Genomic DNA, 21,350 nt, shown 5'->3' with positions numbered 1-21,350 from the left:
GAGTGGACTAGACCTCTCATGGGTCCAAGGGCCACACTGTCCTCCGTGAGACATGTCATCGCCCTCGACGTGGGCGGCACCGGGATGAAGGCCGCTCTGGTCGGGGCCGACGGCGCGGCCTCCGGGGGCACATCCCCCGGGGCCCCCGTCCTGCTGCACCAGGCACGCCGGGCGACCGGCCGCGAGCGCGGGCCGGAGGCCGTCGTCGCGTCGATCCTCGACTTCGCCGCCGAGCTGCGCGCGTACGGCGAACGGCACTTCGGCGAGCCCGCGCTCGCCGCCGGCGTCGCCGTGCCCGGCATCGTCGACGCCGAGCGGGGCATAGCCGTCTACGCCGCCAACCTCGGCTGGCGCGACGTCCCGCTGCGCGCGCTCCTCGCCGAACGCCTCGGCGGCGTCCCGGTCGCCCTCGGCCACGACGTGCGCACCGGAGGGCTCGCGGAGGGGCGCGTGGGCGCGGGCCGGGGCGCGGACCGCTATCTCTTCGTGGCGCTCGGCACCGGGATCGCCGGCGCGATCGGCGTCGACGGCCGGGTGGAGGCGGGCGCCCACGGCTTCGCGGGCGAGATCGGCCACATCGTCGTACGGCCCGGGGGCATCCCGTGCCCCTGCGGGCAGTACGGCTGTCTGGAGCGGTACGCCTCGGCGGCGGCCGTCAGCCAGGCCTGGGCGGAGACGTGCGGGGAACCCGAGGCCGACGCGGCGGACTGCGCCAAGGCCGTCGAGTCGGGCGACCCGCGCGCGAGCGCCGTCTGGCAGCACGCCGTCGACGCCCTCGCCGACGGCCTCGTCACCGCCCTCACCCTCCTCGACCCCCGCACCCTCATCATCGGCGGCGGCCTGGCGGAGGCCGGTGACACCCTGTTCGACCCGCTCCGCACCGCCGTGGAACACCGGGTGACCTTCCAGAAGGTCCCCGCCATCGTCCCCGCGGCCCTGGGCGACACCGCGGGCAGCCTGGGCGCCGGCCTGATGGCCTGGGACCTGATCGCCCCCACGACCCCCACAACCCCGACGGACCCTTCGGAGGTAACCCCCTGATGGCCCCCGCATTTTCCGACCAAGGGTCCGACACCAGCGCCCCGTCAGGGGCGCGGGGAACTGCGCGACCAGCCCCCACCCAGCCGCAGCCGCCGAACCCTTCCCAGCCCTTCGTCCTGGAAGGCGCCCACGTCGCCCTCCCCACCGGCGTCGTCACAAACGGCCGTCTCACCATCCACGGCACCAAGATCACCGCCGACATCCCCGCGAACGCCCACACCATCGACGTAAGCAACCACTGGCTGGTCCCCGGCTTCGTCGACCTCCACAACCACGGCGGCGGCGGAGCCTCCTTCACCTCCGGCACCGTCGACGACGTGCTCACGGGCATCCGCACCCACCGCCTGCACGGCACCACCACCCTCGTCGCCTCCACGGTCACCAGCGACATGGACGGCCTCGCCCACCGCGCCGGCCTCCTCTCCGAACTCGCCGAACAGGGCGACATCGCCGGCATCCACTTCGAGGGCCCCTTCATCTCCCCCTGCCGCAAGGGCGCCCACTCGGAGGAACTCCTGCGCGACCCCGACCCGGCGGAGGTCCGCAAGCTGATCGACGCGGCGCGCGGCCGGGCCGCGATGGTCACCCTCGCCACCGAACTCCCCGGCGGCCTCGACTCCGTACGGCTCCTCGCCGAACACGGCGTCATCGCGGCGATCGGACACACCGACGCGACGTACGAACAGACGGTTCAAGCCATCGACGCGGGCGCGACCGTGGCCACCCACCTCTTCAACGCGATGCCACCGCTCGGCCACCGCGACCCCGGTCCGATCGCCGCGCTCCTGGAGGACGAGCGGATCACCGTGGAGCTGATCAACGACGGCACCCATCTGCACCCCGCCGCCCTCCAGCTGGCGTTCCGTCACGCGGGGGCGGACCGGGTCGCGTTCATCACCGACGCGATGGACGCCGCCGGCTTCGGCGACGGCCGCTACACGCTGGGCCCGCTGGCGGTCGAGGTCGTGGACGGGGTGGCCCGCCTGGTGGAGGGCGGCTCGATCGCGGGCTCGACCCTCACCCTGGACCGCGCCTTCAAACGGGCCGTCACCCTCGACCGCCTCCCCGTCGAGGACGCCGTCGCCGCCCTCTGCTCCAACCCGGCGAAACTCCTCGGCCTCTACGACCGCGTGGGCTCCCTGGACCCCGGCAAGGACGCCGACCTCGTCCTCCTCGACGCGCACTTCGACCTCAAGGGGGTCCTGCGCAAGGGCGAGTGGGTGGTCGATCCCCAACTGGGGTGATTCGCCTGGTTGTTGGCATCAGGAGCGAAGTGCGGCGGTTGTCCCGGGGGGCTGGGACGACCGCCGCTCTTTTGGCATGATCGAGCCTCCGCAACCGCGTCCGGGCGCGCGCACTCTGTTACTCGCAGGCGCGCTCACGAGCACCAAGGGGGTAGGCCCAGGTGATCCTCACGGTCACACTGAACACCGCTCTCGACCTCACCTACCGCGTACGGGACCTCAGGCCCCACGCCACGCACCGGGTGACCGATGTCATCGAACGGCCCGGCGGCAAGGGCCTGAACGTGGCCCGGGTGCTGGCGGCGCTCGGCCACGAGGTGACCGTCACCGGTTTCGTCGGCGGCGCGACCGGCCGGGCCGTACAGGACCGGCTCACGCACACACCGGGCGTGGTGGACGCGCTGGTACCGGTGGAGGGTGCGACGCGCCGGACGATCGCCGTGGCCGACGCGAGCGGTGACACGACTCAGCTCAACGAACCGGGCCCGCTCGTCTCGCCCGCCGAGTGGTCCGCCTTCCAGGAGGCGTACGTCGGTCTGCTGCGCTCCGCCTCGGTGGTGGCCCTGTGCGGCAGTCTGCCGCCGGGGGTGCCGGTGGGGGCGTACGCGGGTCTGGTCCGTACGGCTCGCGCGCTGTCCGTGCCGGTCCTGCTGGACACCAGCGGCGAGCCGTTGCGGCGCGGGGTGGCGGCCCGCCCCGACCTGGTGAAGCCGAACACCGACGAACTGGCCGAACTCACCGGCTCCCACGAGCCGTCCCGCGCGACCCGGGACGCCCGCCGCCGCGGCGCGCAGGCGGTCGTCGCCTCCCTCGGCCCCGACGGTCTGCTCGCCCACACCCCTGAGGGCCTCTGGCGTGCCACCGCGCCCCGCCGTCTGCGCGGCAACCCGACCGGGGCGGGCGACTCGGCGGTGGCGGGCCTTCTGTCCGGCCTGGTCGACCGCCTGTCCTGGCCCGACCGGCTGGCCCGCGCGGCGGCCCTGTCGGCCGCGACCGTACTGACCCCGGTGGCGGGCGAGTTCGACCGTCAGGCGTACGAGGAGTTGGTGGACCAGGTGACGGTGACGGGGGATGTCACGGCGGCGTGAGGCATCGGCTCCTGCGAGCGGGCCTCAGCTCCTCCAGCCCTTTTCCAGGTACAGCTGGTCGAAGTTGACGTCGCAGGAGTTGCCGTTCTCGCAGGAGATCTTGATTTCGTTGCTGCCCTTGTTGAGCTGGATGGACGCGTAGGTGTTCGTCCAGCCCTTCTCGTAGTCGCCCTCGGGGCCCTTGGCGAAGTTGTCCAGGTTGAGCGGGCGGGTCTGGGCCGTGCCGTTGACCGTGAGCGTGGCGTCGGCCTTCTTGCCCGGGACGCCGTAGTTGACGTAGAGCGTGTACTTGCCGCCCGCCGGGACGTCCTCCACCTTCCAGGTGATGGACGAGCCGACCGAGTTGAAGTTCCCCACATAGAACCCGCCCTCCGACTTCGCGCCGGGGACGTCGGAGGCGATGGCCGCGTTGCCGCCGAGGAGGAGGGTCTTGGCCTCGGCCTTGGGGAGTTCCGCGGCCTCGGCCTTCTTGGACTTGCTGGCCGACGGGCTGGGGTCGGCGCTCTCCTGGGTGCTGGGGCCGGTGGAGGCACCGGTGTCGTTGCCCGAGGCGCCGTCGGAGTCGTCGCCGCCGAGCATGGCGACGCTGATGCCGATCACCACGGCGGCCACCACGGCGATCGCGCCGATGAGGAGGCCCTTGGTGTTGGGACCACGGCCCCGGCCGCCGCCCCCGCCGTTGCCGTGCGCCTGCTGACGCGTCGTCTGGGCGCCGCCGGAGAAGCTCTCGGGGGCCTGGTAGTGCGCGTTCGGCTGGCCGGGGGCGCCCTGCGGCTGGCCGTAACCCTGCTGCGGGACCTGCCCGTACTGCGCGGTGGCGGCCAGCGGCGCCTGCTGGGTCTGCTGCCCGTACTGCCGCTCGCCGACCGGTCGGACCCGGTTGACCGCGTTCGGGTAGCCATAGCTCCCCGTGGGCGGCTGGGCTCCTCGGGCCTGCCCGTCGGCGTAGAGGTAGCCGAACGGGTCGTCGTCCTCGGGCGTGCTCGCGCCGTTGTTGCCGGGCGTCATCCCTAGGTCTCCTCAGCGGTGCGGTACATGCGGTACGGGTGGCGGGTTGGTGCGTGGGGGCGTAGGACAGCGAGCCTACCCGCTCGCGCTGGTCCAAACGGGTGACTCGGACCTCATCACCCGGGCGGCCCAGCGCCGACCAGGCGCTTTTCAGCCGCCATCGGGCGCTGACCTGGGCATCCGCCCCGGTGTCTCCGCTGTCACACCGGGCGCTATCCGGCCCGCCTGTGCTGTCTGGGACGAGATCGTTTCTCGACGTACATCCGCTCGTCAGCTGATTTCAACACCTCGTCCGCCGTCATTCCGCAGTGGGCCCATCCGATGCCGAAACTGGCCCCGACGCGCATCGCGCGGCCGTCGACGCGAATCGGCTGAATGATCTCGTTGCGCAGGCGTACGGCGAGGTCCTGGGCGTCCGCGCGGCCGAGCCCGTCGGCCAGGACGACGAACTCGTCACCGCCGAGCCGGGCCACGGTGTCGCCGTCGCGCACACCCCGGCTGAGCCGCCGGGCCACCTCGATGAGGACGGCGTCGCCGGCGTTGTGCCCGAACCGGTCGTTGATCGACTTGAACCCGTCGAGGTCGCAGAAGAGCACCGCGAGCCCCTTGGTCCCGTCGTCCCGCTCGTCCTCGGGCGCGACGGTGTGCACATGGTGGTCGAAGGCGTCGTACGTCCCGCCGGCCGCGTGGAAGTCGAAGGCGCGCCCGCTGTGCCCGGCGGCCTCGTACGCGTCGAACGACGGGTGCGGCAGCCGCGCCGCGTGCTCGGCGCCGTACTCCCCGAACTCGCCCCCCTCGCCCTGCTCGCCGAACTGTCCGAAGGCCGCGTTCATGGAGTCGGCCGCCGCGCCGGCCGGGAGGGACTGGGGGCGCTGGCAGAGACGGGCGGAGAGGCGCGAGCGCAGCTCGGCGGAGTTCGGCAGGCCCGTGAGGGCGTCGTGCGAGGCCCGGTGCGCGAGCTGGAGCTCACGCCGCTTGCGCTCCTCGATGTCCTCGACGTGGGTGAGCAGGAAACGGGGCCCGTCGGCGGCGTCCGCGACCACGCTGTTGCGCAGGGAGACCCACACGTACGTCCCGTCGCGGCGCCCGAGGCGCAGCTCGGCGCGCCCGCCCTCGGCGGAGGTCCGCAGCAGGGTGCCTATGTCCTCGGGGTGGACGAGGTCGGAGAAGGCGTACCGCCGCATGGCGGAGGCGGGCCGGCCCAGCAGTCGGCACAGGGCGTCGTTGGTCCGCAGGATCCGGCCGTGCTGGTCGCCGCCCATCTCCGCGATGGCCATACCGCTCGGGGCGTACTCGAACGCCTGCCGGAAGGATTCCTCGCTGGCGCGCAGCGCCTGCTGCTCCCTTTCGAGCCTGACCAGTGCGCGCTGCATGTTGGCGCGCAGCCGAGCGTTACTGATCGCGATGGCGGCCTGGAAGGCGTACATCTGGAGCGCTTCGCGTCCCCACGCGCCCGGTCGGCGACCGTTTCGCGGCCGGTCCACGGACAGGACGCCGAGCAGCTCGCCGCAGGAGGCGCCACTGGCGCCCGGGGTGTACATCGGCGCGAAGAGCCGGTCGGAGGGGTGCCACTCGTCCTCGAAGCGGGGCGCGGGGCCGTCGGTGTACCACTGGGGGACGTCGTCCTCGTCGAGCACCCAGCCCTCGGTGTGCGGTATGAACCGCAGGTCGCCCCAGGCCTCGCCCATGTTCAGCCGACGGTCCCAGGAGGCGCGGGAGCCGACGCGGCCGGTGATCAGGGCCTCGGCGGCGCTGTTGCCGGAGAGGGCGGCGACGACCAGGTCGCCGTCGGGGCGGACGAGGTTCACGCAGGCCAGTTCGTAGCCCAGGCCGTTGACCACACCGTCGGCGACGGTCTGCAGCGTGTCGGCCAGACTGCGCGCGGTGTTCATGTCCGCCATCACCTGGTGCAGCTGCCGCAGCGTCGTCAGACGGACGTAGGGCTCCGACTCGGTCTCCATTCGCCCTCCCCCCGAGATCTCGTGGCAGCTCCAGGCTCCAGGTAACCTGCGGAACCTGCTCGACGTGCTTAACTCGCGGGCTTACAGCCGCTTACAGTTCCCGCTTACAGGTTCCAGCTTCCCGCCACTGAATCACAGCGCGAAGCCCACTCGGTACACAGGGTCAACAAAATATGGCCCCTGTGACTCAAGTCACAGCGGAACATGAGCAATTGAGTGGAGTTTATGCGTTTCCCGCATGCGCTTCCTGAACAGGATTCAGAACTCTGTGTAGGCGCTGTGAGCGACCTTGACCGCCCGGCTCAGGCGGCCGCCCTAGGTCGCAGGTCCGGGGCGGGGTGGGGCCCCGGCCCGATGTGGGAGCCCCTCGCCGCGGACTAGCGTGCGAGCGTGTCGAAGACAGTTCCTCTCGCAAACGCGCCCGTGGCCCAGCGCACCCCGGCCGCCCCCGGTTCCCTCCCCGGCGGGCATGCTGAGGGGGTGAGCGAAGACGAGTTCCGTGCCGCGATGTCCCGACTGGCGGCGGGTGTGGTCCTGGTGACCGCGCACGAGGCGGCGCTGGATCCGGACGGGCCGCGCGGCGAGGACGTGGGCATGACGGCCACCTCGTTCATGTCCGTCTCCCTCGACCCGCCCCTCGTCATGGTGAGCCTGCGCGAGGGCTCCCGCATGGACGACCTCCTCGCCGAGCAGCCCCGGTGGGCGGTCTCCGTCCTCTCCGACCACCAGCACACCGTCGCGGCACGCTTCGCCATGCGAAACCGCGTGAGCGACCGCCTCCTCTTCGACTCGGTCCCCCACACCCGGGGCGAGGCCACCGGCGCGCCCCTGATCGACGGCGCCCTGGCCACCCTGGAGTGCCACACGGAACAGCGCGTGACCGCGGGCGATCACACCCTGGTCATCGGCAGAGTCCTGGCCGCGACCCTCCCGGGCCCGGACACAGGCCCCCTCACCTACTTCCGCGGCCGCTACCGGCAACTGTCCCAGTAGGCCGGGCCCCGGCCCTCAGCCCCAGTCCCGCCCCGACCGGCCCCGCTTCGTGTCCGAGCGCTGCTTCTTCTCCCGCAGCCGACGCTCGTTGATCCCGCGCGGGATACGGGTGGCCCGGCGCGGCTTGGGCGGCGGCGCCGTCGCCTCCGCGAGCAGCGCGGCCAGCCGTACGGCGGCGGTCTCCCGGTTGCGCCACTGCGAACGGTGCTCGGAGGAGCGGACACTGACCACCCCGTCGACGAGCCGCGACGCGAGCCGCTCCAGCGCCCGCGCCTTCCACACCTCGGGCAGCGCCTCGGTGTTCGCGAGGTCGAACCGCAGCTCGACCTGCGAGTCACTGGTGTTGACGTGCTGTCCGCCGGGACCGGAGGAGCGGGAGAAACGCCACATGAGCTCGGCCTCGGGAAGCGAGACGGAGCCACGGATGACGTAAGGACCGGACATGCCCCCCATGGTCGCGCGGATGTCCGGTCCACGTCACGCCCTTTTCACCGCACCCGGATCCCCCGGGCTGCACGGGTGCCTCTGGTTCCTCCGGTTCCTCGGGTTCCTCGGGTAAAGAAAGTAAAAACCGCTGGAACCTCTGGCGCCCCTCCCGACGTTCATAGGGGTACAGGTAGCTTCGTCCCCGGCACGAAGCCCGTAAGGCACGTACGCAACGAGGGAAGGACTCCCAACCATGGCTGTAAGCCTGTCCAAGGGTGGCAACGTCTCGCTCACCAAGGAGGCTCCGGGCCTGACCGCCGTCACCGTGGGCCTCGGCTGGGACGTCCGCACCACCACCGGCACGGACTTCGACCTCGACGCCTCCGCGATCGCGGTCAACCCGCAGGGCAAGGTCTACTCGGACGGCCACTTCGTCTTCTTCAACAACAAGCAGACCCCGGACCAGACGATCGTCCACACCGGCGACAACCGCACGGGCGAGGGCGCGGGCGACGACGAGGCGATCAACGTCAACCTCGCGGGCCTCCCCGCCGACATCGACAAGATCGTCTTCCCGGTCTCCATCTACGACGCGGAGAACCGCTCGCAGAACTTCGGCCAGGTCCGCAACGCCTACATCCGCATCGTCAACCAGGCCGGCGGAGCCGAGATCGCCCGCTACGACCTCTCCGAGGACGCCGCCACCGAGACCGCCATGGTCTTCGGCGAGCTGTACCGCAACGGCGCCGAGTGGAAGTTCCGCGCGGTCGGCCAGGGCTACGCCTCGGGTCTCGTCGGCATCGCCCAGGACTTCGGCGTCAACGTCTGAGTGACGTCTGAGAACTGAGCGCCGGCCGACCGGGGCCGACGCCCCGCGACACCACGGCACCTCACGAAGGCCCCGCCACCACGGCGGGGCCTTCGGCGTCATACGCGCCAGTCGGCGGAGTCCCCTGATCGATAACGTGCGGGCATGCTGCTGCTCGAACCTCTCCGTACGGCCGCGGACGGAACCGTTCCCGGGTCCCTCCTCGTCGAACTCACCGCCCTGCACGCCTCCAACCGCGACTTCTACGCCCTGAGCGGTGACTTCCCGGACGCGAACGACATCCGTCCCGAACAGGTGGCCGCGGCCCTGTCGGTCGAGCTGGCCAACCCGGATGTGGAGATCCTGCTCGCGAGGGAGGGCACGGAGGACGGGGACGGCCCGGCTCCCCGGCGGCTCGTCGGGGTCGCCATCACCCTCGCGCGGCACCCCGATCCCGCCGACCCCGACCCGTGGATCGGGTTGCTGCTCGTCGACGCGTCGGTGCAACGCCGGGGGTACGGAAGCCAGGTGGCGGCCCTCGTCGAGGAGCGGTTCCGGCGGGCGGGGCGGGCCGCCGTCCGGCTGGCGGCGCTCGACAACAACCCCGGCGCCCTGTCCTTCTGGACCTCCCTCGGCTACGAGTTCGTCGAACACCGCCGGGACCGCCAACTGGGGCGCCCCTGCACGGTGTTGCGCAAGGCGCTGAGCGAACCGTCAAGCGAACGGCCGAGCGAGCCGCCGCGCAGATCGCGCCGGGCCGCGCGGATCGCCGTACTCGATCCGGAGGGTGCCGTCTTCCTCTTCCGGTACGTCGACGACGAGACGGGCCCGCACTGGGCCCTGCCCGGCGGCGGTCTGGAGGAGGGCGAGTCACCGCGACAGGGTGCCCTGCGGGAGCTGCGCGAGGAGACGGGCTGGACGGACGTGGAGCCGGGCGCCTTCCTCTGCTCCTGGGAACACGACTTCACCCGCGCCGGCGTCCCCGTCCGCCAGTACGACGACATCTACGTGGCCCGGGGCCCCCGCCGCGAGCCGGCCGGCGGCCTCCTCACCACCACCCGCGCCGAGGAGGGCATCCTGACCTGGCGCTGGTGGACCCCCGCGGACCTGGCCGACCCGGCGGCCGAGCCCGTATGGCCACCGGAACTGCCCCGGCTGCTGGCGGAGCTCGGGACGGCCGCCGACGCCGGGGGCCCCGACGCAGGGGACCCTCCGCCGGCACCGGCCGACGTCAGCGGAACCGGGCCAGCCTGACGACCGCTTCGCGCAGCCGTTCCTCCGGGGCCAGCAGACTCACCCGTACGTATCCCTCGCCGTGCTCCCCGAACCAGCGGCCCGGTGACACGGCCACCCCGGCCCGGTCGAGCAGCGCGTCGGCGAAGGCGACGGAGGGCTCGTCGGCCGGTGTCGGCAGCCAGGCGAAGACGGACCGGGGGACGTCGAGGTCCCAGCCCGCGTCCCGTACACCGGACACGAAGACGTCGCGTCGGCGTTCGTAGATCTTCGAGAGCTCGTGGACACAGTCCTGGGGGCCGGTCAGGGCCGTGATCGCCGCGCGTTGGATGAAGGGCGGGAGCGAGACGAAGTAGTGCTCCTGGAGGAGGTCGATCGCGGCGACGACGGCGCGGTTGCCGACGACGGCGCCGACCCGCCAGCCCGCCATGTTGTACATCTTCGACAGCGAGATGAACTCGACGCCCACTTCCTTCGCCCCGTCCGCCCGCAGGAACGACACCGGGGCCTCGCCGTCGAAACTCAGGGCCCCGTAGGCGAAGTCGGAGGCCACGAGCACGCCGTGCCGGTCCGCGAACCGGACCGTGTCGGCGTAGAACTCCGGCGGTGCCGTCACCGAGGCGGGGTTGTTGGGATAGTTGAGGAACATCAGCCGGGCCCGCTCGCGGGTCGCCCGGTCGAGGGCCGTGTAGTCGGGCAGGAAGCCGTTCTCCCGGCGGAGCGGCAGGGGGTGCATCCGGGCCCCGGCGAGGGCGACACCGGCCCAGTAGTCGGGGAAGGCCGGGTCCGGCATCAGACACACGTCGCCCGGGTCCAGGAAGCACTGGCTCAGCTCCACCAGTCCGGCCTTGGCACCGAACAGGATCGCGACCTCGGTCTCCGGGTCCAGCTCGACCCGGTGGTTCGTGGCGTACCACCGGGCGATGGCGGCCTTGAGTTCGAGGAGGCCCGAGAAGGAGCCGTACCGGTGGGTGGCGGGATCGAGGACCTCGGTGCGCAGCGACTCGACGATGTGCGGGGGCGTGGGCAGATCGGGGTTCCCCTGGCAGAGGTTGACGACGTCCTCGCCCGACCGCACGAGCCGGTCGATCCTGGCCACGGTCGTCGCGAACGAGTTCCTGGGCAGGTCCCGGAGCCGGTGGGCGGACGCGATCCTCACGGCCGGTCCTCACGGTCGGCGGCCGCTTCCGGACGGCGGTCCTCGGTCACTGCCACACGGCGGTCCTCGGTCACTGCCACGCGGCGGTCCTCGGTGACGGGCTCGGCTCCGGGCTCGGGGTCGGTCCCGGTCGGGGGCCCGTCGGTCCCGGTGGGGGTTCCGGTGTCGCGAGCGCGCGCCCACTGGCTCAGGCCGCAGGCGGCGAGCGTGATGCCCGCGCAGACGAAGCCGACGGCGGAGAAGCCGTACTCGGTGAACAGCGGGCCGAGCAGGGCGGCGCCCAGGGCCACCGCGAGGTTGGTCGCGAGGGTGTAGAAGGCGAGGATGGTCCCTCGGTGGGCCGGCGAGCACTCACTCAGCAGGGTGCTCAGCAGGGTGACGACCAGGCTCTGCATCGCTCCCCACAGGAAGAGGCAGAGCACCAGCAGCGGGGTGAGATGGTCGACCAGCGGGATCACGGCCAGCGCCGGGACCAGTCCGGCCAGCAGACCGACGAGCACGCGCTCCTTGCCGAGGTCGTCGGCCCACTTCCCGGTGACGAAGCTCGTCGCGAAGCCGAGGCCGTACAGCAGGATCATCAGTGAGGTCGACGAGCTCTCGTCGCCGAACCGGTACTGCAGCGCGCTGCCGAGGTACGTGTACATGCCGTAGAAGCCGAGCATGTTGAGGAACGTCGCCAGGACGTACACCAGCACCTTCGGCCCTCGGAAGGCCTGGACGACCGAGCGGCCCCAGCCGCCGTCGCCCTGCCGCGCCGGTGCTCCCACGGCCTCGTCCGGTGTGCCCACGGCGTCGTCCGGTGTCCGCGCGGCCTCGTCCGGCGTGCCCTGTCGGCCGGCGGGCTCGGGGTGGGCGCGGCCGCCCGCCCGGAACAGCACACCGATCACGAGGACGCCCAGCACGCAGAGCAGCCCGAAGGTCCACCGCCAGCCGACCCGCTGCCCGACGAAGTCCCCCGTGGGCACGCCCAGGACGAGGGAGAGCGACCAGCTCGACACGACGATGCCCATGGCCCTGGCCCGGTGGCGGTACGGGATCTGGTCGCCGACGAACGCGTACGCGGTCGGTACGAACGCGCCCGTGGCCAGACCGGCCAGCGCCCGCCCGGCGAAGAACACGCCCAGGGAACCGGCGGACGCGCACAGCAGCGTGCCCAGGACGAACACCGTCATCCCGGTCACCAGGCCGACCCGCCGTGACACCCGGTCCCCGAGCGGGGCGAAGATCAGGGCGCCGATCGCCGTACAGACGCCGTAGACGCTGACCGACAGCCCCATCACGGCGACCGAGGTGTCGAACGACTCCGACATGTCCGGGAGCAGCGGGGACACCACCAGCTCCTCCGAGCCGACGGCGAAGATCCCCGCCATGAGTGCGAGGACCGTCAGCAAGGGGAACCCCGCCGCGCGCTGCCCGCCGTCCAAGCGATCCGCCACTCCAGCCAACCTTTCCCACTTACGTGCGCTGTTGCTCACTTGCTGTTGCTCACTCGCTGTTGCTCACTTGCTGTTGCTCACTTGCTGATGCTGACTCGCTCTGGCTCACTCGCTCGTGCTCATCTGCTTCCCTGTGGCGCTTCCCGCGGCCCGCTCAGACGGCCGTGTATCCGCCGTCCACGGTGAGCGCGGCGCCGGTGATGAAGGACGACCGGTCGGAGGCGAGGAAGAGGATCGCGTTCGCGACGTCCTCGGGCGTGCCCAGACGGCCGACCGGATTCAGCTTCGCCTTCGCCTCCTTGACGCCGGCGTCGTGGCCGATGGACGCGTCCGTCATGGGGGTGTCGATGATGCTGGGGCAGACACAGTTGGCCCGGATGCCGTGGCGGGCGTACTCGACGGCCAGCGACTTCGTCAGCATCAGGACACCGCCCTTGGTGGTGTTGTACGCGGCGATACCGGGCCAGGCCACCAGCCCGCTGACCGAGCAGACGTTCACGATCGCCCCGCTCTCCGCCGCCATCATCGGGCGCAGCGCGTACTTGGAGCACAGGAACATGCTCTTCAGATTGGTGTCGAACAGCCGGTCCCACTCGGACACCGGCATCTCGTGGATCGGGGTGGATATCTCGATGCCGACGTTGTTGACCAGGACGTCCACCCGGCCGGTCCGCTCCGCGGCGACGGCGATCAGGTGCTCGCAGTCCACCTCGGCGGTCAGGTCCGCCCGGACGAAGACCGCGCGGTGCCCGTCGCTGGTCAGCTTGGCGACGACCTCGGGTCCGTTCGTCCCGTCGACGTCCGCCACGACGACCGTGGCGCCCTGCCGGGCGAACTCGACCGCCGTCCGCTTCCCTATCCCCGAGGCGGCACCGGTGACCACGACGACCTTGTCCTCGAACAAGACTCGGTCCCTCCTCACACGCTCGTCTCACACGCTCGTCTCACACGCTCGTCTCACACGCTCTTCAACTGGCCGCCGTCGGCCGAGATCTGCTGGCCGGTGATGTAGGACGCCTCGTCGGAGGCGAGGAATCCGATGAGGGCGGCGACCTCGTCGGCCTGCCCCGGCCGGTTCATGGGGACCGCCCGTACGAGACGGTCCTCGACCTCGGGCTCCGGGACACCGCCGTCCCGGGCCAGGTGCCGGACGGCCTGGTCGTAGCGCGGGGTCCGGATGGTCCCGGGGTGCACGCAGTTCACCGTGATGTTGTGCGCGGCGTACTGGCTCGCCAGATATTTCCCGGCGTTCCCCATGGCCGCGTTGACCAGACCGGAGAGGAACATGCCCGGCATGGGTTCCCTTCCGACGTTGCCGACGACGTTGATGATCCTGCCGAATTCGTTTCTCGTCATCACGGGCGCGACGGATCCGATGAGATCCAGATACGGCACGAGTTTCTGCTGCATCGCGGCACATACGTCGTCGTTCACCCGCACCCCGTCGAACGGGCCGGGCGCCGGCCCGGGCCCGTTGTTGACCAGGACATCGATCCGGCCGAATCGTTGTTCCACCTTCTCCACGAGTTCGGCACGGAATTCCGGCGAGGTGACGTCACCCGGAACGACGTAGGTGTTCCGTTCGACGCCGGATTCCCGCGCCACCTTCTCCAGCGCGTCCCGGCCTCGGGCGGTGAGGACCGTCGTACAGCCCCCGGACAGCAGCCGCAGCGCGGTCGCCCGTCCGATACCGCTGCCGGCCCCCAGCACGATCGCTACGCGCGCCACCGATCTCCTCTGCCGTCCGTCTACTTGGGGACCCGGTGGTACCGGGGCGGAATGAAGATGTTCAGGGAGCGCGCCACACTCTCGTGCGGATTCGCGGCACCATGCCCCTCCTGGCTCTCGCAGAAGTAGGTGGCGCCGAAGACGAGTTCGTGGGTCGTCTCCTCCACCGTCATGTCGTAGCGGCCGTCCAGGCAGATCCCGATCTGTTCGTGGGAGTGCTTGTGGTACGGCATCTCACCGCCGCCCGGAATGTCGGCGATCATCAGCTCGATCCAGTCCTCCAGAAAGAACGTGACGTCCATTCCGACGAACTTGCGCGACTCGATCGGGCCGAGGAAGTACTCGCTCGGCGCGGTGTACTTCTCACCTGGTTTGTAGCGTTTGATGTCGAGCGCGACGGTCTCCTCCGAGGTCGGGTTCACCGCGGAGTGCTCGACATGGGAAGGAGCGATGTACACGTCCTTCTCGGCCCGCATCAGCCTGGTCACCCCGCCGACCGTCATGGAGAGTTCACCCCGGACGACCATCCCGACCTGCGCCTCCCTGTGGGAGTGCGGTGCCACGACGGCACCGGGCGGGATGTACGACACCAGCACCTCCGTGTCGCCGCGCCGGTAGGACTCCATCCGGATCCCGTTGTCGTGGAGCACCACGGCGGAGTCGGGGAAATAGGGTCGCTCATACACGTGCGTGGTCATCGCGGTCCTTCCTTTTCGATTCTTTTCGAGAAGACGGTCCACGTCATGGGGATCGGTGAGAACCGGTAGACGAACTTGAGATTGTGCTGTCTCGCCGCCCGTTCATTGGTGATGGCGATGTTGTAGAGACCGTCGGCCACCTGGCCGGCCGCCTGGCTCGTGGAGGTCGTCGTGACCAGCTTCACGGGCCGGTCGAAGTAGTACTCCAGCAGCGGAATGGGGGCCGGATGAGTCACCACGGTGTCGGTGAAGAGCAGTTCCTCGCGAAAGGCGAAGTCGGACCGCGCGGCCAATCCGTATTCCGGTGTACTCCCACGGAACACGATCGACGGCTCCAGCAGCGGATGCATGTAGAAGACGTTGATACCGGCGTAGGCGTGCGGCACCAGCGCGAGATCTATACGCCCCTCGGTGAGTGCGTCCATACAGTGCTCGAAGGTCTCTTCAAGAACTATTCCGAAGCGTCCCCGGTCACCGAATAATCGTGCCATCAGCCGTGCCACGTACTCACTGCTGGTCCCCTCGGGACCCAAGGTGCCGAGCTTTACGGAACGTTGCGATCCGTTCCCCACGAGCGCGATCAGCGCACGCTTCTCCTCACCGGATATGCGGAGCGTCTCCATATCTCACCTTCGCCAAGAGCCAGCACAGGAGAGCACACGCAAGCCTCACGGAGAATTGTTTCCATCAGATTCCGTACAGGCAACACAGAGTCAATTCATCGATCACGCCATCGGTCACGCCATCGATCGCGCCGTCGATTTTCGGCCTGTCCCGCACATCGCGAGTGAAGTAATTCCGCCACGAATGGACGGCGTCGAAGCGGAAGGGAATCCCCCGGCTCTCACCGCGGTCCCGTCTGACCTCGGCGAAATCGGATCGCGCGGAAGCCGGCGGACGGTCACGGCGTTGGGATCAAGCCAGCGGAGGCTTTCCGTCCCCGTACAGCCAGTCGTCCCAGACCGGCGTCAGATCCGCGCCCGGTGCCGCCTCCTCCGCGAACTTCTCCGCGTACGCCGTGAAGTCGGCCGTGTCCGCGTTGCCGTGGCGGTGCGCGGCCGCCCAGCCCCGGATCAACTCGAAGAAGGCGTCGTCGCCGACGGCCGCGCGGATCTGGTGCAGGACCATGGCGCCGCGTTCGTACACCGGGCTGTCGGAGATCCGGGCGGCACTCGGCGGGCGCGCGGGCGGGAAGTCCCAGACGGCCTCGTTCGAGGCGGCGTCCGGGAAGTAGTCGCCCTCGTACAGCGCGTCGAAGACCTCCTGGGCGCTGTCACCGCCGTGGTCCTCCTCCCACAGCCACTCGGCGTAGGTCGCGAACCCCTCGTTGAGCCACATGTCCCGCCAGCTCTCGGGGGTGACGGAGTCGCCGTACCACTGGTGGGCCAGTTCATGGACCAGGAGGGAGAGGTCGGGGGCACCGGGAAAGACGGGCCGATTCTGGGTCTCCAGCGCGTACGCCGAGTCCTCCGGCCTGTCGACGATCGCCCCGGTCGAGGAGAAGGGATACGGCCCGAAGTACCTCTCCGCCCATGCGACGACCTCGGGAATCCGCCCGAGCACGGCACGGCTGTCCTCGACCTGGGAGGGATCGACGGCGACGTACACGGGAAGCCGCCCCGAGCCCTCTCCTTCTTCCCCGCCCGCCGTCGAGCGCCGGATCTCGTACGTGCCGATCGCCAGCGTGGCCACATAGCTCGCCATCGGTTCGGCGGTGTGCCAGACGAAGGTCGTACGGCCGTTCTCGGTGGACTCGCGCCGCAACTCCCCGTTGGAGACGGCGTGCAGGCCCTCGGGGACGGTGACCGTGAGGTCGTAGGCGGCCTTGTCGGAGGGGTGGTGGTTGCCGGGGAACCAGGTCATCGAGCCCGCCGGTTCGCCGAGCGCGAGGGCGCCGTCGGCGGTGGGCAGCCAGCCCTCGCGGGAGCCGTCGGGATCGGTGAGCGTCTCCGGGACGCCGGAGTAGCGCACGGTCGTACGGAACGTCTTCCCCTCGTCGAGGCGGGCGTCCGCGGGGGTGACGGTCAGCTCCTGCCCGGCCCGCTTCCACCGCGCCGTCACACCGTCGACGGCGACGGACTCGACGTCCAGCCCCTTGAGGTCGAGGTTGAAGGAGGCGAGGTCCCGTGTGGCCCGTGCGGTGACGACGGCGGTGCCGCGCAGCGGGGCGTCCGCCTCGGGGTCGTAGGCGAGGGTGAGGGCGTAGTGGGTGGCGTCGTAGCCGCCGTTGCCGAGCCGGGGGAAATAGGGGTCCCGGAGACCGGCGGAGCCCCGGGCCGCCCCGGCCTCGCCGCCGCCCCCGGTGCACGAGGTGAGGGTCAGGGCCAGCGCGACGGTGAGCAGGGCGGCCGGGACAACCGGTGCGGATCGGGACACGTCGGCGATCCTATGAGGACATGACACCATCGCCTACGTGCTCGACATCGGCTACGCCCTCTCCAACCGCTTCCCGGACCCGCCGCAGACGGACTACCGGCGCGCGGACGTGTACGCGCTGCGGCACGACCTGTTCTGCGGTGATGTGTACCTCGCCGACACCAAGGCGGACCGGGAGCTGTCCACAGCCTGGGGATGGGTTCCGGTGCTGGACTTCGCGTGGGCGCTGTGCGACATCGTGGAACAGCTCGACCAGGACCCGGCGGGGTCCCGCGCCTCCCGGCCCCAGCACGCGGAACTCGACTTCACCGAGTCCACGGACCGCATGCTCTTCGAGCGCCGCTTCGGATGGGTGGACGTCGAGGCGGACTGGATGCCGGCGGAGGAGGCCCCGCTCACCTTCTCCCACGCCGAACTCCGCCGCGAGGCCCGCGACTTCCTCCACGACGTCATCGCCGACCTGTGCGATCTGCACGACGCGCTGGCCGAGAATCCGGCGATCTGGACGCTGCAGGCGCGGTTCCCAAGGGTGCCGTAGGAATCAAGGGGCGCGTCGTTCGTCTGCCGGTGCGTGGGGCTTCTCGCGCAGTTCCCCGCGCCCTGAAAGGGCCGCAGGCCCTGAGGGGCCCACGGCCCTCTCGGGCCGAAAAAGCAGGGGCGCAGCCCCGCTTTTTCAGGGGCGCGGGGAACCGCGCGAGAAGCCCCACCGGACGGACGCTTGGGGGTCAAAGGGGCGCAGCCCCTTGCGAGGATGGGACGGGGAGGGGCGGCGGGGGCGAAGGCCCCTCACCCCTCCACCCGAATCCCCATCTCCCCCGCCAACACCGGCGCCAGATCCATCAACTGAGCCGCACTGATCACGGCCCCCGACAACCGCCCGACCCCCCGAGCGATCTCCACCACCGCCGCCTCCCGCAGATCCACATCCACCAGACTCACCCCACTCAGATCCGCCCCCCGCAAGGCACACCCCACAAACGCGACCCGCTCCAGCCGCGCACCCCCGAAGTCCGGCTCCACCAGCACACAGTCCTCGAACACGACATCCTTGAGCCGCGCCTCCCGCAGATTCAGGAAGTCGATCTTCCCCCCGCGCACCAGCACCCGCTCCAGCACCGCCCCGTGCAACTGCACCCCACCGAGCCGCGCCTCCACCACCTCGACATCCCGCAACGTCGCCTCGGACAGATCCGTCCCGACGCCCCGTATCCCCGTGAGGACGGAGTCGAGCACCCGCGCCCGGTGCAGCCGTGTCTCGTCCAGCGCGCACCCGGTCAGCGCGCAGTCCATGAACCGCGCACCCCCGCCGTCCTGCCCGACGAAGTCCTCCTCCCGGAACTCCAGCCCGTCGTAGTCCCCGTCGGGCTCCAGCTCCCCGCCCGCGAACGCCTCCAGCACCGGCAACCGCACCTCCGGCCGCCGCGCCGCCTTCACCACCGACCTCGCCCGCACCATGCCCCCATCGTGCACCCCACCACTGACAATCCCCCCGACCACACCCCGCCCCCGCCCGGCCCCTGCCCCGACCCCGCCCGCTCCCGCCCGATGTCACATCCCGGCGCCCCCGATCCGTCGTACCCGCGATCAGCCGCGCAACTGCGGAACCGCGCGACCGCACACCGACCCGAGGGAGCCAGCCATGCACGCCACCCGACCCCCGGTCCACACTCACATCCCCACCCTCACCCCCCTCACCGTCATCGGCGGCGGCTTCGCCGGCCTCACCGCGGCGATCACGGCCGCCGAGGCGGGCGCGAGGGTCACCCTCTACGAGGCGCACCACACCCTCGGCGGCCGGGCCCGCACCGCGGCGGGCCCGTACCGCACGAACGAGGGACCGCACGCCCTGTACAACGGCGGCCCGCACTGGACCTGGCTCGCCCAACGGGACCTGATCGGCCCGCTCGCGCCCCTCCCGCCCCTGGAGGCCGCCCGCTTGCGCCTGCATCACAGGGGCGCCCTGCGCCGGACCCCGCCGTTCGCGATGCTCAAGCTCCTCCGGCCTCGCCACCTGGGCCGACCCGCGCCGATGGACGTCGACTTCCTCACCTGGGCGACCGAACAGGCGGGCGAGGAGGCCGCGCGCGCCGCCGCCAACTACGCGGCGGTGGCGCTGTTCCACCACGACCCGGGCTCCCTGTCCGCCGCGTTCGTGCAGGAACGGCTGCGCCGGGCGACGAAGCTGCCGCCGGAGGCGCACTACCCGCGCGGCGGCTGGGCGAGCGTGATCGACCGGATGGCGGCCCGGGCCTGGAACCTCGGCGTCCGGATGGAGACCCGCAGCCGCGTCGACTCCCTCGACGCCCTCACCGGCACCGGGACAGGGACCGGGACCGGGACCAGGGCCGGCACCGGGACAGGGACCGGACCCGGGTCAGGAACCGGCCCGATCATCGTCGCCACCTCCCTCGACGCCGCCCGCCGGCTGCTCGGGGACGACTCGCTGACCTGGCCGAGCGGCCGTACGGCACTCCTCGATCTCGCCCTGCGCACCCGCCGCGGTGACCCGTTCGCGGTCTCCGACCTGGACGCCCCCGGCTGGATCGAACGGTTCACCGCGCAGGACCGCACCCTGGCCCCGGCGGGCGAGCAGTTGCTCCAGGGGCAGTTCCCGATCGGCCCGCGGGAGTCCCGGGCGGACGGTGTCGCCCGCGCCGAGCACCTGCTCGACCTGGGCTTCCCCGGCTGGCGGGACCGCGTCACCTGGCGGCGCGAGGCGATCGCGAACGGCCGTACCGGCGCAGTCGATCCGGTCGGCAGCAGCTGGCGCGACCGTCCGGCCGTGGACCGGGGCGACGGCGTGTACCTCGCGGGCGACCAGGTCGCGGCGCCGGGGGTGCTCTCGGAGGTGTCGTTCAACAGCGCCCTCGCGGCCGTCTCGCTGGCGCTCGGCAGGAGGTCGAGGAACTCCCTTGACCTCAAGCATGCTTGAGGTCCGAGGCTGGGGTCCACCGAGCGATACCAGGCGCACACACGCCGCGCGAGAACGACATCGCCCAAGGGGGCCCGCCATGCACGCCATCCGTCTGCACGCCTTCGGTCCGGCCGAGAACCTGACGTACGAGAAGGTCGCGGACCCCGAACCCGGGCCGGGCCAGGTCCGTATCGCCGTCGCCGCGGCCGGCGTACACCTGCTGGACGCGGCCCTCCGCGAGGGCGTGCCGGGGCCGGGACCGGCACCCGAACTGCCCACGATCCCCGGCCGCGAGGTCGCCGGGGTCGTCGAGGCGCTCGGGGACGGCGTCCCGGAGGTCTGGCTCGGCCGCCGCGTCACGGCCCACCTCGGCTTCGTGCCCGGCGGCTACGCCGAGCTGGCCGTCACCGACGTCGAACGGCTGCACGAGGTACCGGAGAACCTCGACTTCGCGGAGGCGGTCGCGATGATCGGGACGGGCCGTACGACGATGGGGATCCTGCTCTTCGCCGAACTCGGCCCGGACGACGTGGTCGTGATCCCGGCCGCGGCCGGCGGCATCGGCACGCTCCTCGTGCAGTACGCCAAGAACGCGGGCGCCACGGTCGTCGGCCTCGCAGGCGGCCCCGCGAAGACGGCCCGGGTGGCGGCCAACGGCGCCGACCTCGCCGTCGACTACACCGATCCGGCCTGGCCGGAGCAGGTCGCGGCGTACCGGGGGAAGGCCACGATCGTCTTCGACGGGGTCGGCGGGACGGCGGCGCGCGAGTCCGTCGCGCTGCTCGCCCCCGGCGGCAGGCACCTGATCTTCGGCTGGTCGGCGGACGGGATCAAGGACGGTGGCCCCTATGTCGTGGAGGGCGTCTCGCGGACGGTCCTCGGCCAGGAGATGCTCCGCCGGGCCGGCGGCCCCGACCCCCTCCGCACCCTGGAACTCCGCGCCCTCGCCGAGGCCGCCGCCGGCCGCCTCACCCCGGCCGTCCACCGCTTCCCGCTCGCCGAGGCCGCCACCGCCCACCGCGCCCTGGAGAACCGGGGCACCACCGGCAAGGTGGTGCTGGAGCCGTGACCGCCCCCACCAGGCGCCCCGGGACCGCCGAGGTCACGGACACCGGGACGCCCCCCGACCCCCGCCGCTGGTGGGCCCTCGTCGTCATCGCACTCGCGCAGCTGATGGTGATCCTGGACGCGACGATCGTGAACATCGCGCGACGATGATCACGGCGAAGGCCCCGCC

General features: G+C 71.3%; 21 protein-coding genes. 10 read left to right on the top strand and 11 right to left on the bottom strand.

Going from position 1 to position 21,350, the window contains the following annotated elements; genetic code table 11:
- The first annotated feature begins 18 nt into the window (after positions 1-18).
- The 3 genes from ACZ9QC_RS23135 (at position 19) to ACZ9QC_RS23125 (ending at position 3,373) form a co-directional block, all read left to right on the top strand.
- A complete protein-coding gene (locus ACZ9QC_RS23135) occupies positions 19-1,041 on the top strand; it encodes an ROK family protein (RefSeq protein ID WP_472914861.1) in 1,023 nt (340 codons plus the stop codon).
- Positions 1,041-2,285: an N-acetylglucosamine-6-phosphate deacetylase gene (gene nagA / locus ACZ9QC_RS23130; protein ID WP_472914860.1), complete on the top strand. Its 1,245-nt coding sequence runs from the start codon at positions 1,041-1,043 to the stop codon at positions 2,283-2,285. The genes ACZ9QC_RS23135 and nagA overlap by 1 nt, the downstream gene beginning before the upstream one ends.
- A 161-nt stretch (positions 2,286-2,446) precedes the next feature.
- On the top strand, positions 2,447-3,373 hold the full coding sequence (locus tag ACZ9QC_RS23125; RefSeq protein WP_472914859.1) for a 1-phosphofructokinase: 927 nt from the start codon (positions 2,447-2,449) through the stop codon (positions 3,371-3,373).
- 24 nt (positions 3,374-3,397) lie between these two features.
- On the opposite strand, the gene ACZ9QC_RS23120 is transcribed toward ACZ9QC_RS23125, so the two are convergent.
- Both ACZ9QC_RS23120 and cdgB read right to left on the bottom strand, forming a co-directional pair.
- Positions 3,398-4,381, bottom strand: coding sequence for a CBM35 domain-containing protein (locus ACZ9QC_RS23120; protein ID WP_472914858.1), 984 nt, complete (start codon positions 4,379-4,381; stop codon positions 3,398-3,400).
- A 212-nt stretch (positions 4,382-4,593) separates the two neighbouring features.
- Positions 4,594-6,342: a diguanylate cyclase CdgB gene (cdgB, locus tag ACZ9QC_RS23115; RefSeq protein ID WP_472914857.1), complete on the bottom strand. Its 1,749-nt coding sequence runs from the start codon at positions 6,340-6,342 to the stop codon at positions 4,594-4,596.
- Between the two features lie 480 nt (positions 6,343-6,822).
- On the opposite strand from cdgB, the gene ACZ9QC_RS23110 reads away from it, so the two are divergent.
- Positions 6,823-7,335, top strand: coding sequence for a flavin reductase family protein (locus ACZ9QC_RS23110; RefSeq protein WP_472914856.1), 513 nt, complete (start codon positions 6,823-6,825; stop codon positions 7,333-7,335).
- A 15-nt stretch (positions 7,336-7,350) separates the two neighbouring features.
- Here the strand turns inward: ACZ9QC_RS23110 and arfB are convergent, their stop codons facing one another.
- Positions 7,351-7,788 (bottom strand): alternative ribosome rescue aminoacyl-tRNA hydrolase ArfB, encoded by a 438-nt coding sequence (gene arfB, locus ACZ9QC_RS23105; RefSeq protein ID WP_472914855.1) that lies wholly within the window; start codon positions 7,786-7,788, stop codon positions 7,351-7,353.
- Positions 7,789-8,014: 226 nt separating this feature from the next.
- On the opposite strand from arfB, the gene ACZ9QC_RS23100 reads away from it, so the two are divergent.
- Together ACZ9QC_RS23100 and ACZ9QC_RS23095 are read left to right on the top strand one after the other, a co-directional pair.
- On the top strand, positions 8,015-8,590 hold the full coding sequence (locus ACZ9QC_RS23100; protein WP_256910999.1) for a TerD family protein: 576 nt from the start codon (positions 8,015-8,017) through the stop codon (positions 8,588-8,590).
- Between the two features lie 147 nt (positions 8,591-8,737).
- Positions 8,738-9,823: a bifunctional GNAT family N-acetyltransferase/NUDIX hydrolase gene (locus ACZ9QC_RS23095; RefSeq protein WP_472921770.1), complete on the top strand. Its 1,086-nt coding sequence runs from the start codon at positions 8,738-8,740 to the stop codon at positions 9,821-9,823.
- Here the strand turns inward: ACZ9QC_RS23095 and ACZ9QC_RS23090 are convergent.
- The 7 genes from ACZ9QC_RS23090 to ACZ9QC_RS23060 all read right to left on the bottom strand — a co-directional run bounded on the left by ACZ9QC_RS23090 (position 9,801) and on the right by ACZ9QC_RS23060 (position 17,229).
- Positions 9,801-10,961: an aminotransferase class I/II-fold pyridoxal phosphate-dependent enzyme gene (locus tag ACZ9QC_RS23090; RefSeq protein ID WP_472914854.1), complete on the bottom strand. Its 1,161-nt coding sequence runs from the start codon at positions 10,959-10,961 to the stop codon at positions 9,801-9,803. The genes ACZ9QC_RS23095 and ACZ9QC_RS23090 overlap by 23 nt on opposite strands.
- On the bottom strand, positions 10,958-12,397 hold the full coding sequence (locus ACZ9QC_RS23085) for an MFS transporter (RefSeq protein ID WP_472914853.1): 1,440 nt from the start codon (positions 12,395-12,397) through the stop codon (positions 10,958-10,960). Before ACZ9QC_RS23085 ends, ACZ9QC_RS23090 begins: the two co-directional genes overlap by 4 nt.
- Positions 12,398-12,551: 154 nt before the next feature.
- On the bottom strand, positions 12,552-13,301 hold the full coding sequence (locus ACZ9QC_RS23080; protein ID WP_472914852.1) for an SDR family NAD(P)-dependent oxidoreductase: 750 nt from the start codon (positions 13,299-13,301) through the stop codon (positions 12,552-12,554).
- A gap of 53 nt (positions 13,302-13,354) precedes the next feature.
- On the bottom strand, positions 13,355-14,125 hold the full coding sequence (locus ACZ9QC_RS23075) for an SDR family oxidoreductase (RefSeq protein WP_472914851.1): 771 nt from the start codon (positions 14,123-14,125) through the stop codon (positions 13,355-13,357).
- A 20-nt stretch (positions 14,126-14,145) separates the two neighbouring features.
- Positions 14,146-14,823, bottom strand: coding sequence for a cupin domain-containing protein (locus tag ACZ9QC_RS23070; protein WP_472914850.1), 678 nt, complete (start codon positions 14,821-14,823; stop codon positions 14,146-14,148).
- Positions 14,820-15,446, bottom strand: coding sequence for a prephenate dehydratase domain-containing protein (locus ACZ9QC_RS23065; protein ID WP_472914849.1), 627 nt, complete (start codon positions 15,444-15,446; stop codon positions 14,820-14,822). The genes ACZ9QC_RS23070 and ACZ9QC_RS23065 overlap by 4 nt, the downstream gene beginning before the upstream one ends.
- A gap of 292 nt (positions 15,447-15,738) precedes the next feature.
- The gene (locus tag ACZ9QC_RS23060) at positions 15,739-17,229 is read right to left on the bottom strand and encodes a M1 family metallopeptidase (protein ID WP_472914848.1); all 1,491 of its coding nucleotides are present in this window, start codon (positions 17,227-17,229) and stop codon (positions 15,739-15,741) included.
- Positions 17,230-17,236: 7 nt separating this feature from the next.
- Between ACZ9QC_RS23060 and ACZ9QC_RS23055 the strand changes: the two genes are divergently transcribed.
- Positions 17,237-17,737: a hypothetical protein gene (locus tag ACZ9QC_RS23055; RefSeq protein ID WP_184892477.1), complete on the top strand. Its 501-nt coding sequence runs from the start codon at positions 17,237-17,239 to the stop codon at positions 17,735-17,737.
- Between the two features lie 248 nt (positions 17,738-17,985).
- On the opposite strand, the gene ACZ9QC_RS23050 is transcribed toward ACZ9QC_RS23055, so the two are convergent.
- A complete protein-coding gene (locus ACZ9QC_RS23050) occupies positions 17,986-18,654 on the bottom strand; it encodes a pentapeptide repeat-containing protein (protein WP_472914847.1) in 669 nt (222 codons plus the stop codon).
- 184 nt (positions 18,655-18,838) lie between these two features.
- Here ACZ9QC_RS23050 and ACZ9QC_RS23045 point away from each other — a divergent pair, with 184 nt between their 5' ends.
- The 3 genes from ACZ9QC_RS23045 (at position 18,839) to ACZ9QC_RS23035 (ending at position 21,331) form a co-directional block, all read left to right on the top strand.
- On the top strand, positions 18,839-20,131 hold the full coding sequence (locus tag ACZ9QC_RS23045) for an FAD-dependent oxidoreductase (protein ID WP_472914846.1): 1,293 nt from the start codon (positions 18,839-18,841) through the stop codon (positions 20,129-20,131).
- A 79-nt stretch (positions 20,132-20,210) separates the two neighbouring features.
- Positions 20,211-21,182 (top strand): zinc-binding dehydrogenase, encoded by a 972-nt coding sequence (locus ACZ9QC_RS23040; RefSeq protein WP_472914845.1) that lies wholly within the window; start codon positions 20,211-20,213, stop codon positions 21,180-21,182.
- Entirely contained in the window at positions 21,179-21,331 is a 153-nt protein-coding gene (locus ACZ9QC_RS23035; RefSeq protein WP_472921991.1) for a hypothetical protein, read from the top strand. Before ACZ9QC_RS23040 ends, ACZ9QC_RS23035 begins: the two co-directional genes overlap by 4 nt.
- Positions 21,332-21,350 lie beyond the last annotated feature (19 nt).

The sequence above is a fragment of the Streptomyces sp. HUAS MS02 genome (assembly GCF_055702265.1).
Note: the sequence above shows the minus strand (reverse complement) of the source record. Positions and strands in the feature narration are given on the sequence as shown.

Excerpts from the sequence above, each read along its gene's own strand:
- cdgB (WP_472914857.1), bottom strand. The coding sequence starts at position 6,342 with ATGGAGACCGAGTCGGAGCCCTACGTCCGTCTGACGACGCTGCGGCAG.
- ACZ9QC_RS23070 (WP_472914850.1), bottom strand. The coding sequence starts at position 14,823 with ATGACCACGCACGTGTATGAGCGACCCTATTTCCCCGACTCCGCCGTG.
- ACZ9QC_RS23065 (WP_472914849.1), bottom strand. The coding sequence starts at position 15,446 with ATGGAGACGCTCCGCATATCCGGTGAGGAGAAGCGTGCGCTGATCGCG.
- nagA (WP_472914860.1), top strand. The coding sequence starts at position 1,041 with ATGGCCCCCGCATTTTCCGACCAAGGGTCCGACACCAGCGCCCCGTCA.
- ACZ9QC_RS23135 (WP_472914861.1), top strand. The coding sequence starts at position 19 with ATGGGTCCAAGGGCCACACTGTCCTCCGTGAGACATGTCATCGCCCTC.
- ACZ9QC_RS23120 (WP_472914858.1), bottom strand. The coding sequence starts at position 4,381 with ATGACGCCCGGCAACAACGGCGCGAGCACGCCCGAGGACGACGACCCG.
- ACZ9QC_RS23045 (WP_472914846.1), top strand. The coding sequence starts at position 18,839 with ATGCACGCCACCCGACCCCCGGTCCACACTCACATCCCCACCCTCACC.
- ACZ9QC_RS23040 (WP_472914845.1), top strand. The coding sequence starts at position 20,211 with ATGCACGCCATCCGTCTGCACGCCTTCGGTCCGGCCGAGAACCTGACG.
- ACZ9QC_RS23060 (WP_472914848.1), bottom strand. The coding sequence starts at position 17,229 with ATGGTGTCATGTCCTCATAGGATCGCCGACGTGTCCCGATCCGCACCG.
- ACZ9QC_RS23100 (WP_256910999.1), top strand. The coding sequence starts at position 8,015 with ATGGCTGTAAGCCTGTCCAAGGGTGGCAACGTCTCGCTCACCAAGGAG.
- ACZ9QC_RS23050 (WP_472914847.1), bottom strand. The coding sequence starts at position 18,654 with ATGGTGCGGGCGAGGTCGGTGGTGAAGGCGGCGCGGCGGCCGGAGGTG.
- arfB (WP_472914855.1), bottom strand. The coding sequence starts at position 7,788 with ATGGGGGGCATGTCCGGTCCTTACGTCATCCGTGGCTCCGTCTCGCTT.